18 protein-coding genes are annotated in these 17,437 nt (G+C 48.6%); 14 read left to right on the forward strand and 4 right to left on the reverse strand.

Features of this window, described 5'->3' with window-relative positions; genetic code table 11:
* Positions 1-133: 133 nt before the first annotated feature.
* The 7 genes from B4V02_RS25435 (at position 134) to B4V02_RS25465 (ending at position 8,307) form a co-directional block, all read left to right on the forward strand.
* Positions 134-754 carry a hypothetical protein gene (locus B4V02_RS25435; RefSeq protein ID WP_094156866.1) on the forward strand — a complete coding sequence of 207 codons (621 nt, stop codon included), beginning with the start codon at positions 134-136 and terminating at the stop codon, positions 752-754.
* Between the two features lie 298 nt (positions 755-1,052).
* Positions 1,053-2,576 carry a M23 family metallopeptidase gene (locus B4V02_RS25440; protein WP_094156867.1) on the forward strand — a complete coding sequence of 508 codons (1,524 nt, stop codon included), beginning with the start codon at positions 1,053-1,055 and terminating at the stop codon, positions 2,574-2,576.
* A 232-nt stretch (positions 2,577-2,808) separates the two neighbouring features.
* Entirely contained in the window at positions 2,809-3,540 is a 732-nt protein-coding gene (yycF, locus tag B4V02_RS25445) for a response regulator YycF (protein WP_007433193.1), read from the forward strand.
* A gap of 71 nt (positions 3,541-3,611) precedes the next feature.
* Positions 3,612-5,366 (forward strand): cell wall metabolism sensor histidine kinase WalK, encoded by a 1,755-nt coding sequence (gene walK / locus B4V02_RS25450; RefSeq protein WP_425270797.1) that lies wholly within the window; start codon positions 3,612-3,614, stop codon positions 5,364-5,366.
* Positions 5,363-6,712, forward strand: a complete 1,350-nt coding sequence (locus tag B4V02_RS25455) for a YycH family regulatory protein (protein ID WP_094156869.1) — start codon at positions 5,363-5,365, stop codon at positions 6,710-6,712. The genes walK and B4V02_RS25455 overlap by 4 nt, the downstream gene beginning before the upstream one ends.
* Before the next feature lie 18 nt (positions 6,713-6,730).
* A complete protein-coding gene (gene yycI, locus B4V02_RS25460; protein WP_094156870.1) occupies positions 6,731-7,495 on the forward strand; it encodes a two-component system regulatory protein YycI in 765 nt (254 codons plus the stop codon).
* Between the two features lie 5 nt (positions 7,496-7,500).
* Complete coding sequence (locus B4V02_RS25465; RefSeq protein ID WP_007433189.1) at positions 7,501-8,307, forward strand: MBL fold metallo-hydrolase; 807 nt, start codon at positions 7,501-7,503, stop codon at positions 8,305-8,307.
* Here B4V02_RS25465 and B4V02_RS25470 read toward each other — a convergent pair.
* Positions 8,276-8,482 (reverse strand): hypothetical protein, encoded by a 207-nt coding sequence (locus B4V02_RS25470; RefSeq protein WP_007433188.1) that lies wholly within the window; start codon positions 8,480-8,482, stop codon positions 8,276-8,278. The two genes, B4V02_RS25465 and B4V02_RS25470, sit on opposite strands and share 32 nt — an antisense overlap.
* A gap of 503 nt (positions 8,483-8,985) precedes the next feature.
* On the opposite strand from B4V02_RS25470, the gene B4V02_RS25475 reads away from it, so the two are divergent.
* Positions 8,986-10,221 (forward strand): S1C family serine protease, encoded by a 1,236-nt coding sequence (locus B4V02_RS25475; protein ID WP_007433187.1) that lies wholly within the window; start codon positions 8,986-8,988, stop codon positions 10,219-10,221.
* A 92-nt stretch (positions 10,222-10,313) separates the two neighbouring features.
* Here B4V02_RS25475 and B4V02_RS25480 read toward each other — a convergent pair whose 3' ends face one another.
* Positions 10,314-12,035 (reverse strand): cellulase family glycosylhydrolase, encoded by a 1,722-nt coding sequence (locus tag B4V02_RS25480; RefSeq protein ID WP_094156871.1) that lies wholly within the window; start codon positions 12,033-12,035, stop codon positions 10,314-10,316.
* A gap of 229 nt (positions 12,036-12,264) precedes the next feature.
* Between B4V02_RS25480 and B4V02_RS25485 the strand changes: the two genes are divergently transcribed.
* From B4V02_RS25485 to B4V02_RS25500, 4 genes are all read left to right on the forward strand, one after another.
* Positions 12,265-13,029 (forward strand): class I SAM-dependent methyltransferase, encoded by a 765-nt coding sequence (locus tag B4V02_RS25485; RefSeq protein WP_094157089.1) that lies wholly within the window; start codon positions 12,265-12,267, stop codon positions 13,027-13,029.
* Between the two features lie 107 nt (positions 13,030-13,136).
* Positions 13,137-13,304 (forward strand): CxxH/CxxC protein, encoded by a 168-nt coding sequence (locus B4V02_RS25490; protein ID WP_094156872.1) that lies wholly within the window; start codon positions 13,137-13,139, stop codon positions 13,302-13,304.
* 120 nt (positions 13,305-13,424) lie between these two features.
* Complete coding sequence (locus B4V02_RS25495; RefSeq protein ID WP_094156873.1) at positions 13,425-14,360, forward strand: helix-turn-helix domain-containing protein; 936 nt, start codon at positions 13,425-13,427, stop codon at positions 14,358-14,360.
* A 27-nt stretch (positions 14,361-14,387) separates the two neighbouring features.
* Positions 14,388-14,876, forward strand: coding sequence for a DinB family protein (locus tag B4V02_RS25500; RefSeq protein ID WP_094156874.1), 489 nt, complete (start codon positions 14,388-14,390; stop codon positions 14,874-14,876).
* A 104-nt stretch (positions 14,877-14,980) separates the two neighbouring features.
* On the opposite strand, the gene B4V02_RS25505 is transcribed toward B4V02_RS25500, so the two are convergent.
* Both B4V02_RS25505 and B4V02_RS25510 read right to left on the reverse strand, forming a co-directional pair.
* Entirely contained in the window at positions 14,981-15,325 is a 345-nt protein-coding gene (locus B4V02_RS25505) for a helix-turn-helix domain-containing protein (protein WP_094156875.1), read from the reverse strand.
* Positions 15,326-15,389: 64 nt separating this feature from the next.
* On the reverse strand, positions 15,390-15,734 hold the full coding sequence (locus B4V02_RS25510) for a helix-turn-helix domain-containing protein (RefSeq protein WP_094156876.1): 345 nt from the start codon (positions 15,732-15,734) through the stop codon (positions 15,390-15,392).
* Between the two features lie 165 nt (positions 15,735-15,899).
* Between B4V02_RS25510 and B4V02_RS25515 the strand changes: the two genes are divergently transcribed.
* Together B4V02_RS25515 and rlmH are read left to right on the forward strand one after the other, a co-directional pair.
* On the forward strand, positions 15,900-16,763 hold the full coding sequence (locus B4V02_RS25515) for a DNA-binding protein (protein ID WP_094156877.1): 864 nt from the start codon (positions 15,900-15,902) through the stop codon (positions 16,761-16,763).
* A gap of 147 nt (positions 16,764-16,910) precedes the next feature.
* Positions 16,911-17,390 carry a 23S rRNA (pseudouridine(1915)-N(3))-methyltransferase RlmH gene (gene rlmH, locus B4V02_RS25520; RefSeq protein WP_013312768.1) on the forward strand — a complete coding sequence of 160 codons (480 nt, stop codon included), beginning with the start codon at positions 16,911-16,913 and terminating at the stop codon, positions 17,388-17,390.
* Positions 17,391-17,437: the final 47 nt, after the last annotated feature.

Raw genomic sequence — 17,437 nt, forward strand, 5'->3', positions numbered from 1 at the left:
ACATCTACTATTCAAGCGTGCTAGTTTTACATATTCCAAGGGTTAAAAATCGTCATATCTCGTCAATACTGATTGATATGCACTTCATGATGATGTACACATGGCAAGCTGCGTATGAAGGAGGTAACGGGATATGAGATGGCTTGGATGGCTGCTCAAAAAAGGAATGACGGTGGTGCTGGTCAGCGTTCTGACACTGGCTGTGACAGGTATGGTCGTGAATGCCTATGTTCAATCGCTGCTGCGGCAATTCAACATTCAGCTCGATCATCAACCGATATGGGGATTGGGCTGGCTCAATGGGAACTCGGGCGCAGATAAAAGCACGGATATAGGTAAAAGCACAGATACAGGTAAAAGTACAGACACAGGGAAAAGCAAGGCAACGGGCGGAAGCTCGGAAAATGCAACCCCACCGGATGGTGCTCTGCCCGTCATGGGACAGGGATTGGACGAGGGTGGAGGCGGTACAGGTGCCGCTACACCTGAAACAGGTCAGTCGACCAGTATTGAGGGCCATGACTTGGTGATTACGCCCGATCATTTAACGGAGAAGAAGAACAATTTGCCTACGGCGCAGAAACAGGAGATTTTTGCGATTCTGATGAATAAGCTGCCGCCGGAGGAGATGCAGAAAATATCAGCCGCCATGGAAGGCGGCCTGACCGAACAAGAGCTTCAGGATATTCAGCAGGTGCTTGCGAAGTATTTGACGAAAGAAGAGTACAACAAGCTGATGAGTATGCTCAAATAATAACGATGATATTATGGGCAAAGCTTATGCTCAACATAACACTGAGGAGTCCGCGCCTGGCGCGGATTTTTTTGCGTGTCAGGAAGAAACTGGGGTGCAGTTGAATTCTTTGTAAAAGCTATGTTAAAGTAAACTGTGTTGCGAAAAGGTTAAAATTTTGAAACCTTTTACGCAACTACGTAATGATATATAGCGACTAATTACTTATATAGACTTGCAAAATGACTACTTTTATCGTGGAAAAGAACAATAACGAACGCATTTAATAGAGAGAGGATATGCTGAAAAGGAGAGGACCATGGAGGTTTCTAAGGGAAAGTATTCACCAGATCACAGCAATGAGGTTTCAAGCGTTGAAAGCAATGCTGCTGGACAAGCAGGGAAAATAGCAGCATTGTGGAGCGGACGGAAAAGATGGCTGAGCTGGACGGCAGGCGGCGTAGTGATTGCAGGCATTCTTATTTTTGCTGGCAATCAGTATGTTGGAGCCAACACGGTTCCTTATTATAAAGTGTATGTAAAGGGCGTCGAGGTCGGCAATATCCTGAATGAGCAGCAGCTAAAGCAGCTGTATGCTACCAAGACCAAACAGTATAAGGACAAGTATCCCGGCGTGGACATGGTACTTAATACCAGTGCGGTAACAACAAGCACGGAGAAGGCATATAAAGCGGAAATCGACAGTGCTGCCACGCTAAAAAAGCTGGACGGCATGCTGACAGCATATGCCAAAGGGGTTGAAGTGAAGGTCAACGGAAAGACGGTTGGCATTGTGAAGGATAAAGCTACGGCACAGGCGGCGTTAAAGCAAGTACAGAAAAAATACATACCTGCGGGTGAGAGTAAGGCTGCAGGTATTAAAGGGCTGGTTCGCAAGACGTCGGTGGGCAGCAGTCATGCTAGTGCCAGCACCAAAACTCCTAAAGCATGGCTGGAGTCTGCCAGTATCCGTGAGAAAATTGCATATGAGCCTGTGAAAGCTGACCCTAACAAGGTGCTGACGGAGGCAGAAGCGGTCAAGGTGCTGATCGAGGGGCGCGAGGAGCCTGTAACGTACACGGTACAGGAAGGCGATTCGTTGTCGTCCATCGCTACTAAATTCAATATGACGGCTTGGGATATTAAGCAGAATAATCCTGGCGTGCGCGAGCTGTATCTGCAAATTGGGGACGAATTGAAGGTCACTGCACCCAAGGCGCCAGTCACGGTACGGACGGTAGAGAAGGTTGCCGAGCAGATTGCCATCGAGCCTGAGGTTGAGATTCGCCAGAGTGATGAATTGAAGGCAGGGGTCACCAAAGTCGTCAGACCGGGACAAGCGGGTCTTAAAGAGATGGACTATCGTTTGACCAAGGAGAACGGTGAGGTTGTGCAAGAGGAATGGCTCGGTCAAAAGGTGCTGCAGCCGTCTGTTACCGAGGTGGTTCTGAGAGGCACGAAGGTCATGGGAGAAGGCTCGGGGCAATTTGCCTGGCCGACGGCGGGTGCAATCATGACGAGCAGCTTCGGAGGACGCTGGGGACGTATGCATGAAGGCGTTGATTTGGTCGGCAATCATACGATTCAAGCCTCGGATGATGGTGTGGTCACATTTGCAGGCCAACAGAATGGATACGGTAATGTCATTATCATTGACCATCGCAACGGCTACCAAACGGTATACGGGCATTTGAGCAGTATTGGTGTTCGTGTGGGACAGGTCGTACAGCAGGGTGAAGCGATTGGCATCATGGGAAGCACCGGACGTTCAACAGGCACACATGTTCACTTTGAGATTCGCAAAAATAATACTGCACAAAATCCAATGACGTATTTAAGATAGATTTATCGATGATATCGGAATGTACATGATTCATGAAGATCAAGGGGAAAGGCCATGTTTTTCTGCATGACTAAGGTCAGGTGCAGGCATGGTTTTTTCTGCGTAAAGAAAAGGGTCCGAAGAAGTAATGGAATGGCGCGCGGGTATGATAGAATAGAATCAGCATCTTATAGGGTATTAACATACGAAAGATCAATATAAATGACGATCCGTGAGAAGAGGTGAACGCTGTATGCAGGGGACGATTCTGGTCGTGGATGATGAACAGCCTATCGCTGATATTTTGAAATTTAATTTGGAAAAAGAGGGCTACCAGGTAATTTGCGCGTTTGATGGAATCAGCGCGGTGGATATTGCGGTCAAGCAGCAGCCTGACCTGATTTTGCTGGACCTGATGCTGCCGGGCATGGACGGCATGGACGTATGCCGCGAGGTGCGCGGGCATCAGCTCCAGACGCCGATTATTATGCTGACCGCCAAAGACGGCGAGATTGATAAGGTGCTGGGGCTGGAGCTGGGTGCGGACGATTATGTGACGAAGCCGTTCAGTACACGGGAATTGCTGGCACGGGTAAAGGCACAGATGCGCAGACAGCAGCGCGGCGGGGCAAGTACGCCGGAAAGTCGTCCGCAGGAGGACAAGCAGGGGCTGCGCGTGGGGGACCTCTTTTTTGATACAGATATGTATACAGCTTACAAAAACGGGACGCCGCTTGATCTGACACACCGAGAGTATGAGCTTCTGCACTACATGGCGAAGAATACCGGAAAAGTCATGACCCGCGAGCATTTGCTGCAGGCGGTGTGGGGGTTCGAATACTACGGGGATGTACGGACAGTGGATGTGACGATTCGGAGACTGCGCGAGAAGATCGAGGAAAATCCGAGCAAACCGGAGACCATTCTGACACGCCGTGGGCTCGGATATATTGTTAGCGGGAGCAAAGGTGGCCTGCGGGCATGAGATGGCTGTCTTTCTTTCGCACCATTCATGCCAAGCTGATTATTATTTATGTGCTGCTGATTTTGGTGGCGATGCAGCTGATCGGAGTCTATTTTGTCAGCTCCATGAAGAACTCTCTGACGAGTAATTTTACACAGGATTTACAGGCACGGGCAGAAATGCTGTCTGTGCTGGCAGAGCAGGATTTGAGCGGCAGTGACGGTAAAATGGAGGAGGACAGCGTTGAAAGTCTGCGCGCGCGGGTGAACAATCTGTTCGATTTCAGCGGCGCGGAAATTCAGGTGCTGGATGCCAGCGGCAAGGTATTGATTACCTCCCAAGGCTCACACGCCGATTATGTCGGGCGTAAAAACACGCAGACCGTCGTCAGTCGCGCACTCCAGGGGATTCGCGATAATGAGGAGTACATGGTGGACGAGGATAACGTCCGTAAAAAGGTCGTCGCCAAGCCTGTCATCAGTCAGGGCAAAATTGTTGGCGCAGTGTATATCGCCGCTTCGATGACCGAGCTGTACGATACGATGAAACGCATTAACAATGTGTTTCTGTCCGGTATGCTGATTGCGCTGGCGTTGACGGCTGTGCTGGGCGTAGTGCTGGCGCATACCATTACACACCCGATCAAGGTGATGACACGCCATGCGACAGAGGTCGCAGAGGGCAAGTTTGACCAGCAGATGCCGGTGTTTGGCGAAGATGAGATCGGCAGGCTCAGCGTGGCCTTTAACTATATGACAGGCCGCTTGCGTGAGGCGCTGTCCCAAAATGAGGAGGAGAAGGAGAAGCTCTCCTCCATCCTGACCAATATGAGCGACGGTGTAGTCGCTACAGATGATCATGGCCGGGTCATTCTGGTTAACCGCCGGGCCAGCGCTATGCTGGGCGTGAACGAGAACGAAATGACCGGTAGACATATCGCGGTACTGCTGGGGATCGATCCGGAGGAAACCGAGGCCCTGTATAGCGGCTCTTCGGCCTCCACGCTGCTGCAGCTGGAGCCTGCGGGTCAGGATGAGCCGATCGTGATCCGCGTGACGTTCACGCCGATTCATCGGCGTGAATTTGGCATTACGGGCACGATTGCCGTGCTCCAGGACGTGACGGAGCAGGAGGAGATGGAGACGACACGACGGGAATTCGTAGCGAATGTATCCCATGAGCTGCGCACTCCGTTGACGACGATCCGCAGCTATGCCGAAGCGCTGGATGATGGCGCTCTGAGTGAGCCGCAGCTTGCGGAGCGCTTCGTGGGCGTAATTCGCAACGAGACGGAGCGTATGATCCGGCTGGTCACGGATTTGCTGCATCTGTCGCGGCTGGATTCCAATGAAGCGCCCTTGCGGATGCAGCCTGCGGATGTGATGGAGATGCTGGACGAAGTGGCGGATCGATTCTCTTTTCAAATGAAGCAAAAGCACATTCGCTCAGGAATGTTCGTAGAACAGGGGATCGGCAAGGTCGTCATCGACCGCGATCAAATTGAGCAGGTATTGGACAATCTGATGTCCAATGCGTTGAAATATACGCCGGAGGGCGGAAGTATTCGGATTGAAGCTCGCCGCAACAATGAGGGGATGCTGTCCATTTCGGTACAGGATACCGGAATTGGTATTCCGAAAAAGGACCTAGACCGGATTTTTGAACGGTTTTATCGTGTAGACAAGGCGAGATCGCGAAATATGGGCGGTACAGGATTAGGGCTGTCGATTGCCCGGGAAATTGTAAAGGCTCATGGAGGCCAGATTTTTCTGGAGTCAGAATATGGTCAAGGGACCTGCACAACCTTTACGCTCCCCATGTCGGGTGAAGGGAGGGAAGCACAGTGAAGGAACGTTTGAAGTCAGGGGCGCTTGTTTTTCTGGTGGCTTCCAGCCTGGTACAGACTTATTTTTTGATCTACCGCCTTCCAGGCAGTGATTCTGTACTCACTTCAGAAACAAACTATGTGAAGACCGAAAGCATGGGGCAGGAGAAAAAGATTGAAAACCTCGTGTTTCCCGATAAAATGCTCATTCACCAAGGGGGCAAAAAACATACTGTTTTTTATCCGGGTGTTGCTTTTTACGACTTGATTTACACGCGGCTGGAAAGCCGGAGCTTTAACAATTTCCAGCGTCGGAGTATCCAGTCGGCGGACTGGGCGCGGATTCGCAGCGAAAATGAGGGGATTGAATTGTCTTTTTCGGGCGGCGTTCCCGTTTCATTACTGGAGCGTGTCATGCGTCTGACGCCGGATTCGGTGTTTCAGGGAGAGACGATTAACCGCATCTGGATCTATATCGACGAAAAGAATGCCAAGCCGCATGCGCTCTTTTTCAGTGCCAGAGGCGATGTCGTGTATGAGGCGAACCAGTTCGACATGACGGTGGAGGATGTAAAACAGCATGTGAATTTTGGCAAAAATGCCCCGTTGTACGAACTGGTGGATAATCAGTATTACATCCCCGTAAACGATCTGGAGACGGTACAGCCTGTGGTGTATGCCGGGTTGTTTACGACAGAGCAGATGCAGCGCAACTTGTTTTTCGATCCGGGGATTACGCGCAATATTCAGGAGAAGGACGGCTCCCAAATTTATACGGACAGCAAGCGGAGTCTGCAAATCAAGCAGGATCAGCGATGGATGAGCTATACCGATCCCAGCGCCCCGGGGGCGAGTGGAAGCAGCCCGATCAGGGATGTATTGGCCGCAGTTGATTTTGTAAATCAACATGGTGGCTGGGATGCTTCTTATCAGCTGAAAATGAGAAGCAGTGATGAAAATCGTACGAGTGTGCTGTTTCAGCAGTATTACGGGGCTTATCCTGTGCTGGATACACCGTCATTCCGCTTTGGTACGATTGCGCTGCAAATCCAGCAGGAAACGGCATCTGTCTATGATCGTTCGCTGCTGTACCTCAAGGGTGGGGAGCAATCCTCGAAGAAGGTCATGCTTCCAGGCGGCGAAACCTTAAAGAAGCAATTGGAGACGATAGGCAAAGGAAAAACCATCAGGGATCTAACTCCTGTATATCAGCCGGAGCTGACCAATGATGGGTTGAAGCTTGTTCCTGAGTGGCGCGTTACGCTGGGCGACGGTTCTGTCGCAGAGATTCATGCAGTTCCGGTAACGACAGCATCGACAGCATTGAATTCACCACAAACGCAGCTATCTCAGGAGACAAAAAAGTGACAGGAAGGGGGAACGGGAATGGATTGGAGCCGCGCGAAAAACGTACTGATCTGTACATTTTTGCTGCTCAATGCGGTGCTGGGCTACCAGTTGTGGCATGATGCGCAGGAAACGGCAGGGCCGAATCTGGATTTTACCTCATTGGATGAAAATACGCAGCGTTTAATGGAAGAAAAGAGCATTCAGGTGCTGGCTCCGATTCCCGGGGACACCCCGCAGCTGCCCAAGCTTTCCTACACGTATGTTCATAGTGGGGAAAAGGATGATCGCGTGCAGTTGGTAAAACCGGTAGACAGCAAGCTTGTATTCACCCATGATGCGCTGGTTGAGGCATTGGAGCCGCAAATCAAGGATATCGACAACTACCAGTATGATCCACTGGATGTTCAGGAGGAGCCGGCATCCGGACAGACGGACGCTTTTGTGCTGCATCCGTTGGTACAGGACAAGTGGCCGCTGTTTAATGTGAAGCTGGCTCTGTTTTACAGCAATCAGAAGATTACAGGGTATCGTAAAATTCAGGTGATTCTCCAGCCCTCAGACGAGGCGAAGAAAATGCTGCCTGCGTCCAAGGCCTTGGCACGCTTGATCGACAGCTATTTGCCGCGTGACTCGATTGTGAAGGATATTCGGCTCGGTTATTATGGACAGACCTTTAACTCGGATAGCCAGGTGGCCGCCCCCGTGTGGCGGTTTATGCTGGATAACGGAAAAGGCGTTTATTATGTACAGATGAACGGAGATGTCATTAGTCCAAAGACAGAACATACAGAAGGGTCTTGAACGATATGGGGATTTCATTTACCGTGCTGTCGAGCGGTTCGACCGGCAACGCTACCGTTGTGCGGAACGAAGACACGACATTACTCATCGACGCAGGTCTCAGCGCGAAGCGTATTGATGAATTGCTGAAGGAACGCGACCTGAGCGGAGAAGAGCTGGATGGTATTTTGGTCACGCATGAGCATTCCGATCATGTTAAAGGACTAGGCGCCATGGCGCGTAAATATAATTTACCTGTGTATGCCAATGAGAAGACGTGGTTTGCCATCAGCAATGCTGTCGGGCAAATTGCGGACGAGAACCGCAGAATATTGGAGACAGGCGCGACGCGGGAATTCGAGTCATTGCGCGTGGAGTCTTTTGGCATATCCCATGATGCAGCCGAGCCCGTAGGGTATAGCTTTTACGATGGGGCCGAGAAGCTCAGTGTAGCGACCGATCTCGGCTATGTCAGCGACAAGGTGAAGCAGGCGATATCAGACGCAGACGTATTGGTGCTGGAGGCTAATCATGATGTGGAGATGCTGCGGATGGGGCGTTATCCGTGGAACATCAAGCGTCGTATTCTGAGTGATATCGGTCACTTATCCAATGAGATGGCGGGTGCGATTCTTAGCGAGCTGCTGACAGGACGGACGAAGCGAACGTATTTGGCACATTTGAGCCGTGACCACAATATGATGGAGCTTGCGAAGCTGACCGTACGCGGCGCAATGGAGGACCGCGGCTGCTTTTACAAGGACAGTGAATTCCGGTTGTGCGATACGTATTATGATCGTCCTACACCTTGGGATAAGGTAAGTGAGTCATAAAGCTGTCCAGCTCGGCGGCTTTGCGTTCTACCTCTTCACGGGTCACGACGCCTTTATCCACCAGTAGTTCAATCAATGTACTTAGCGCCAGTGTGTTGCGGTAATGCTCGTCTTTTAAATCCGCAAGCTTGGCAGCCATACGAACTTCATCCATAGCTGAACGATGTGAATTCATCATATATTCCTCCTGAAAAATATTTTGAAAATGGCGTGTGGTAAGCTTGGTTATGCCTGTGGTTTTGCTGGGTGCTGTGATACAATGAAGCTAACAACAGATAGCTTTCTGAAGGAAGGCTCTCATCCAAAAGTATAGGCTGCTTGAAGCAGACGGGAACAGGCCAGAACGTCTCTATGAGACGGTCATTTTGTAATAGAATAGAAGACTTGTTACTATTGTAGTCCATTGGTTTGGAAATCATTCCTCCTTTTTCCTCTATTCGGGGTCAGATTCGGCGTGTATGCTATTTTATGAGATCCGGTTGCTTAGGAAGTCGCCAGTTGTGGTGATAGATAAGTAGGCTGGAACGATTGGTTGCTGAATTCCGATGATGGGGGATATTCCATCCACTTGAGATGTTCAACGGAGCAGGTTCTCTGTAGCATAGGTTGGCGCAAGCCCGAATAGCCCTAATTTTTTAGTGAGTGTCGGTGCATGACAACGAAGGGGAGAGGATTAGTATGGGCTTGTTTGGAGACGATTTTTATTCAACAAAGGTATCTACACGCGCGGCTAAGAAAACGGCATTCAAGGCACGCCGTGGAGGAAGGGGACGTTGGCCACACCGGAACCGTGGAGTGAGTCCGATGCAGGCTGCTGTCATTAGCGGGGTCGTCAGTGCAGTGGTTGCTGTGCTGCTGTTCAGCTTTATTACAGGTTTGCCTTCCACTACAGCGGTAACCGGAGCAAGCCATTATTCCTTGCGGCAAGCAGCTGGTGATCCGTATGACCGGATTGTGCAGGCCGCAGCCAAGGTGCGCCCGGCTGTCGTCAGCATCGTGAACCTGAAAGGGGAAAACGGCACCAGCACAGAGCAATCGGCGCTTGGATCGGGTGTTATTTTCCGGGTGAGCTCTGGCAAAGCTTTCATTATGACGAACAACCATGTCATCGAAGGCTCGGACGATCTGGATATTGTAACCGTGGACGGTGTCAGAAAAGAGGCAAAGCTGATCGGAAAGGATCGCATCAGCGACATTGCTGTGTTGGCGGTTGATGATAAAGGCATTAGCACGGTAGCCGATATCGGTGACTCCAGCAAGCTTCGTCTGGGCGAGACCGTCATTGCTATTGGCAACCCGCTCGGCTTGGGTGACACGCTTACCTCCGGCATTGTGAGCTATACGAATCGGATCATTCCCATTTCCATTAATCAGGATGGCGTATATGACTGGGAGCAGCACGTAATCCAGACCGATGCAGCGATTAATGAGGGAAATAGCGGCGGTGCGCTGGTCGATCTCGACGGACGTGTGATTGGCATCAATACGATGAAAATCGCCGATACAGGGGTTGAAGGACTTGGGTTCGCCATTCCCGCCAATGAGGTGATGAAGACGGTGAATGAACTGGTTGAGGACGGCAAGATCACCCGCCCTTATCTGGGGGTCTACACGGTTGACCTCAATAATGAGTACGCACCGCTGGATGAAACACAGCGCAAGGAACTCAAGCTACCCGATAGCGTGAAGGACGGGGCAGTGGTTCTGGAAGCCCACGGTCCTGCCAAAGAGGCAGGCTTGAAGCTGAACGATGTCATCACGGCTTTTGATGGTGAGCCGATCAACTCCACGCTTGATCTGCGCCGCTACTTGTATGATACCAAGAAGATTGGCGATGAGCTGGAGGTTACCTTTTACCGGGCAGGCAAGGAAGAAACGGTGACGTTAAAATTAACGGATAAGCCGGAAGGCTAGGATTTAGCTTGTAGGCATAACTATAAAAAAAGGCGTTCTCCGGCTTAGTATCCGGGAACGCCTTTTTAGTTTGTCGGTTGTATTGTTTTAGCTTAAGATACCTTTCCCGTCACACGGGTTCCGCTCTTGGTGATCTTGTATGTCACCACATCGCCGCTCCAGAAATGGAATTTCAGTGTGACTTCACCATCCTTCACGCTGTTAAAGAATTCAGGCAGCAGCTTGATGCCATTGGCATCATAGGCGGGAGTAAAGGTATTGCCAAACTCCTTATACGATGTCCAGTCCTGCGGACCGGCATTGCCGCCATTGGTATAAACAGCCTCCATTGTGGCAAGCTGGCTGCCACGGAAGTCGGTTGGAATGGTAAAGGCTTGCGTAGTCCCCTCGGTAGCGCTTAATTTTGGTGTATCATAGACGACTACTTTAAAATTCCAGTCTGCACCCTTGTTAAATTTGGCGTTAATGACTGTATTCTCGCCATATTTGCCGGAAGTGATCAGGCTGGTAAGCAAGCTGGCCTTGAACGTTAATGTGTTACCGCTCAGCGTGTAGTCGGTGCCCTGTTTCAGTTGCTTGCCGTTGGCGCTGAGTGTGCTCAGCTGATTGCCATTCAGGTTTAAGGTGACCTTGGCATCCTGAACGGAAGCGCCTTTCTTCAAGTGAATGAGGTCACTGACTGCATTGGAGGAACGACCTTTCAGGCTGGCCCGGATGACGTTAAAGAGTTCAGGATCAGACCACTTGTACGTTGTACGGTTAAAATGCTGGCCGTTATCCCAAAGTATGCCTGTTATTTTCTTCTCTTTCAAATAATAGGTCAAGAATTCAAAGAATTTCAGCTTTTCACCTTGTTCTATAACGCCTGTATTTTTATCGAAGCCGAGTAGACCGAATTCACCTACAATAACCGGAATACCTTTGGCTACAAAGGTGTTATAGACGTTATCAAAGGTTTGAGTAATATCGTTTTTGGTATCTTGATCAAAAGTAGTATGGCCCGCAATATTCACACTGAAAGGCCAATAACCATAATAGTGAACGGTGGCAATCAGGTTGGGATCTTTAAGCTTGGTCATCGTGTTGTACAGCTCATTGATTTTGTTTTGGGCAGGTGAAGTATCCAAGCCCGGCAGAACAAGTGGGCGAGTGGCATTGTTGCCACCGGAGGCGCGGACAATTTTGTGGAAGGACACATTCAGTTCCTGGAGCATCTGGTTCGCTTTCGCTTCATCGGTTGTTCCGCCTTCGGTGAAACGGGGCTCGTTAATGCTTTCGAACATCAGCTTGTCCGGCTTATCTTTAAAGTGCTTGGCAATTTGTGTCCATATTGCGTTATAGCGAGCCAGCACTTCATCGTGCTTGGGCTCCATACTGCTTACCCACATCCATGAATCATGATGAACATTGATCATGACGTACAGATTGGCATCCAGTGCCCAGCGAACAACCTCATCCACACGGTTCATGTAGGCAGAGTCAACGGTATAATTGGGTGCTGCTCCAATGTGCTTATCCCAGGTGACGGGAATACGAATGCTTTTGTATCCTTGGGCAGCAATTTGCTGGATCAACGCCTGGGTAATGCGCGGATTGCCCCAGGATGTCTCATCTGCTCCGGTAGCATCCAGGGAATTTCCTAAATTCCATCCCGGCTGCATGGCTTCCACATACGATTGCATATTCCTTGTGGCGGTGGCTTGTGGTGCTTGTCCGTCAGATTCCGCAGCGGCGGCAACGGACGCGAACGCAGATAATAATAGAGTGATGGCAAGAGTCAACGACAGTAATGAAACGGGTTTTCGTTTTAACATAATTGTCTCCTTTACAAGTTTTTTGAAAGCGCTTTCTAAAGAGATACTACCATACTATTCCATTATATAATACATATATAATTAATGGAAGAATCATGTCATAATTAGATATTTTATTATTGTAAACGTTATCATTGCAAAAAAGCAGGAATGAGTGTAGAATCTATGGCCCTACGTGGAAATTAGAGTAGCGTGGATTAGCCAAGACAGGAGAAAGAAGGAGATGAATATGAATAAGTGGGATACCGAAGAGGCCATCCGACGCTGGGATATGCATGCAGAGAACTTTACCTCCAAGTACACTGAAGAAGGGGATCGCTCTCGCGAAGTACTGCTCAATCCTGCATTGCAACAATGTATGGGAACTCTCGCGGGCCTAAAAGTGCTGGATGCCGGCTGTGGTGAAGGTTATCTGAGCAGAAAAATGGCCAAGGCGGGTGCGTTGGTGGAGGCTGTCGATTATTCGACAGAGATGCTGAAGCTTGCAAGAGAGCGGACACCGCCAGCATTGGGCATTACATATCACCACGGCAATCTGGAGAAGCTGGACCTGTTCAGAGATCAGAGCTTTGATCTGATCGTTTCGAATATGGTCATCCAGGATTTGGCCCATTATGAGCTGGCGATTGCCGAAATGCGGCGGCTGCTGGTGCCGGAAGGCCGCTTTATTTTTTCGATTCTGCATCCGTGCTTTCTGACGCCGCAGAGTGGATGGGTGAAGGATGAGGCAGGGAAAAAGCTGTATTGGAAAGTGGATCGATATTTCAGTGAAGGCCCCTTGGAGCAGGCTATCCCTTATGATCAGGAGGAAAAGTTCTTGTATTTTCACCGCACGCTGGGTAGCTACGTACAGACCATTATTGGGGCGGGTTTGCTGTTGGAAGGGATGATCGAACCGAAGCCGTCTGCCGAAATGCTGGAGAGATATCCCCATTTCCGGGAAGACCTGAATGTCAGCCATTTTCTTATTTTTAACACCAAACGTCAGGCTTAGGAAGCAGGCCCTTTCCTTTCCGCGTCAAGTATGGTAGAACAAGAGAAGGCGGTTGAAACAGACACCTACAACAGGAAGAGCTTCAAACGGAAAGGGATGCAACTGGAATGTACGTGGTATGTAAAGAGCATGTGGAACTGGCAATTGATATGTTCGTCGATGAATACGAGGATGCACCGGATGTCGTCGATCTCAAGGAAACGAAATTTTCGGATTGGGACCCTCCGGTGAAGTGCAGGGAATGTGAGAACAAAGCGGAATTTTTGGTCGTATAAAAAACGAGCACGGGCGTTTCGGGCAGAAACGTCCTTTTTGTATACCAGGATTTTTGCAAAATCCTCATACATAAAGCTATATTTATTCCCTACACGTGCTGAGACAGGAGTGAACGATGGATGGACCCTTTACTGCATTCACTATTTTGTCCGCTTCAAGTCAATGGAAGTGATTCCTCCACAACCTATATCGAAAAAAAGCCGTCTGCCGCGCTAAGGGCTTACGTAGCTTGTTATTGGGAGTCCGGTCCGGCTGCTAGGGTGGTAGAGGGGGATTTTGCAGCTTCGTGTGAGGACGCCGCTTCATTAAGCCAGCTGGACGAAGCGGCGGTGGACCGGGTGTTACCTGATGGCTGTACGGATATTCTATTAGAATACAATCCGGTGACGGAGCATCAGGATATCTCGTACTGTGGGACGTTTACGCATCCATTCGTGTCTGCCAGACAAGCAGGTGCCGAGACACGTATTTTTGCTGTGCGATTTTTTCCGGGCGGGGGACATTATTTTCACGGCATGCCGATTGATTTGTTTACAGGTAGCCATTTTCGCCTCGAAGATATCTGGCCCGAAAGCATCGCAATTATAGGTGAGCGCATTTTGGAAGCGCAGGATTTCAATGAACGGGTGCGCATAATGGATGAGTATCTCAGCCAGCTTCTGCTGCGCCATAGGACGAACGATTGCGATTTGATGAAAAATCTGCTGCATCGTATTTTTGTAAGCGGTGGAAGCGTGGGAATTAAGGAGCTTGCCGAGCGAGAAGCGATCAGTGAAAGACAGCTTAACCGCAAGTTTGGGCAGTGGATAGGGATCAGCCCCAAAAAGTTCAGTGAAGTTGTCCGCTTCCAGAGCGTTCTGCGTACGATTCAAAACGGCGGCCCTCTGGATTGGACGGAGCTTGCGCTAGAGCATGGATTTTTCGATCAGGCGCATCTAAGCCGCGACTTTCGCAGGTTTTATGGCGATTCCCCGCTTACTGCGGCCAAGGATCTTCGGAGGTTGTCCGATTTTTACAATACACGCGCAGAGCCTTCGATTATACTCAAAACATGAAGAGAATGGCAAAGGAGAGATGCGAACATGACTGGAACGCTGCGAATTCGGGATCATCTGCTGAATGAGCTGGAGACCGGAGTACGGACAGGGGAAGCCCTGATCCGCAAAATACGTCCAGAGGACTGGAGCTTTCGGCCGCAGGACAATTTCCGCTCGCTGCTGGAGTTAGTGCATCATTTTGTGCTTATTCCGGCCTCGGATCTTGCGATTATGCAGGAGAAGTCTGAGGGAGAAGTGGGAAGCATTGAAAACAGCCTGTCCGGGGTGGAAGATCCCGAGCGCTTGGCTGTGACTTTCAGGGAGAACTTTGAGGCCTATAAAGCCTACATTCTTTCGCTTAGTGAAGACGATTATTTGAACCGCTCGACGAAGGCCTTTTATATGGAGCATGGACATTTGCAGGTCCAATGGCAGATCGAGACCATGACACATGTGTTCCATCATCGTTCGCAGATCTATAATTATTTGAAGCAGTTGGGGCATGATGTGAGTTTTTTTATGCTTTATGCTTAAGTATGAGATAGCTGTGAAAAATGGGAACGTACAAGCTGGAGCACCTAAGGGGTGCTCTTTTTTTGTTGTATTCAAGGGTATTTAGTTTTTTAGGGTGGAATGACTTACTCGAACGCGCGTGAAACTTCTTTACTAACTCGTCTGAGAATCCCGATTTGCTTTTCATTCAATCCGCTGGTCAACGCAACAAACTCATCTATCGCCTCTTGCCGAATGGTTTCGTCCTTAGTCACATGTTCTTCGGAAAACATCAATTCACTGATAGACACGTTTAAGGCAGTTAGCACTTTCTCCAAGGTATCAATCGAAAAGTTTCTTTCGCCACGCTCTACCGATCCGATATATGCATCATCCAATCCAGAAAGTTCCGCAAGTTGTTGCTGTGTTAATCCCTTAGCCTTCCGAATTGCTCTAATTCTTTCTCCAACCGAATTCCGTAATTTTGTCATAATAACCACCTCATAACAAGCTTATGGAAGATGAAGTGTAAAAGTCAGGTAGAAAGAGAATAGTTCAATTAATTTTTTGTTGTAACTCAATTAAATCAACAATATTTTTTGTAATAGTAGTAAGAATTTCAAGCTCTGTTGTTTCTCTTGAATTTATGAGTAGCATAAGTTTATTTATGATTTCTTTTCGATCCGTATTTTCATCGAATTGGAAAAGTTCAAAGGGTGGAACTTGTAACGCTAAAATTATTTTTTCCAACGTCTCCAATGAAATATTTCGATCCCCACGTTCTACTCCGCCAATATAACTGTAATGAAGTCCTGCGGCTTCTGCCAGTTGTTCCTGTGTCCATCCTTTAGCCTTTCTTAGCTCCCGTATCCGATTTCCGACACTTTCTGGTAAACTCATGTAATCACCTCCACTTAAGGTTAGAAGAGGAGAGAATATCGTTACAGACCATCTTATGCAAAATAAAAACATATAAAATTGTACTTTTAAGTACTTTTTATATTGACCTCCTTTTTCACTTTCTATACAATTGGTCCTAAATGGAAATATAAGGAGAGACTACTCTTGAAAACATCTATCCTGGAATCACTCAAACCGGACATCATTGTTGAAATGTTGGAGATGGCTGTGGCTTTTGAGAATTGGAAAAAGGTGATGGAGACGGCGGATATTTTGTACCAATGTGTACTGCATATCTATGAAGATCGGCAGTATCATAAAGCGATGAAATTACCCATCCCGCATGTGCAATTAGAGCGTCCGCTGGTATATTATTTTGGGCTCAGTCACCTGATGGGTGGAATGTCACACCAGCACCAGGGTGCATATGAGCAGGCAAGGGAGTGCATCTATAAGTATGCTGAGCTGGGATGGATGGAGGATCTAAAGGGAGAAGAAGACATCCAGGTTGTTGAGGAATTCAGGTTTTTAGCGAAGACTAATTTATATGCTGTGGATATTTTGTCTGGAAATATAAAGCTGGTCGAGGAATACGTAGCCTTTTTGCAGGATAATCTAGAGGAAATATTACCGGGGCTGAATACCATATTACAGGCAGCGCTTATGTATCATTTGGATGTAGGGGATATTTTACATACATTTGCAGAGCAGATTGATGAATTCGGGAGTTATGAAGACGCAGAGAACGTATCTTACTATTATAGCTACTGCTATCACTTGGCTTTGTACTATCGGAATTGTGGCAGATTACAGGATGCAGTGGGAATTACTGTACGGGCGATGCAACTAGCCGATCAGTCGGGTAACGATCGTAATTTCAAGAAATGTACAGCATTGTTTGAATCATTACGGGAGTCAGCGACAGCGGAACAAATCAGAGAATATCGACAGATGCTAATGCAGTGTCTTGATGAATACGAAACGGATAGGCATTTCATTGTGAAGAGCGTAATGGATAATCCGCTATAATTGAACAGGGAATAGGCTCGTAACTGAGAGGAAATAGATAGGTAAGAGGCGTTTCAGATGCTAAAATAGTGTTAAAGGTATCTTTTCATGTTAGGGATCGTAAATACGATTTTACATTATCATTCGACATAGATAGGGGTATGGAATTTGTTTATTCAGCTTATAGGTGTGGGCAAGTTAAAAGAGAAATATTTGGTCATGGGCATTCAGGAATACGCAAAACGGCTAGGGCCATACATCAAATTTCAAATGATCGAAGTAGCCGATGAAAAGGCTCCTGATACACTGAGCGAGGCGGAGGTTCGACAGGTCAAGGAGCGAGAGGGAGAGCGCATTCTTGCTCATGTGAAAAGTGAAGCACATGTCATTGTGCTCGCCATTGACGGCAAACTCTGGAGCTCGGAAGAACTCGCAGAGGAATTGGATAAGCTCGGAACCTACGGTACAAGCCATGTCGTCTTTGTTATTGGCGGTAGCCACGGCCTTTCTGACGAAGTTCTCCGCCGCGCCCAGCAGAAGCTGAGCTTCGGAAGAATGACTTTGCCACATCAGCTGATGCGATTGGTGCTGGTGGAGCAGATTTATCGGGCGGTGAAGATTAATCGCGGTGAACCGTATCATAAGTAGGGCGAAAATTGCAAAGTGACAGAAATAGAAATTTGATTTGTCAATAA

Origin of the sequence: Paenibacillus kribbensis, from assembly GCF_002240415.1 — a bacterium.
Classification (GTDB): Bacteria; Bacillota; Bacilli; order Paenibacillales; family Paenibacillaceae; genus Paenibacillus; species Paenibacillus kribbensis.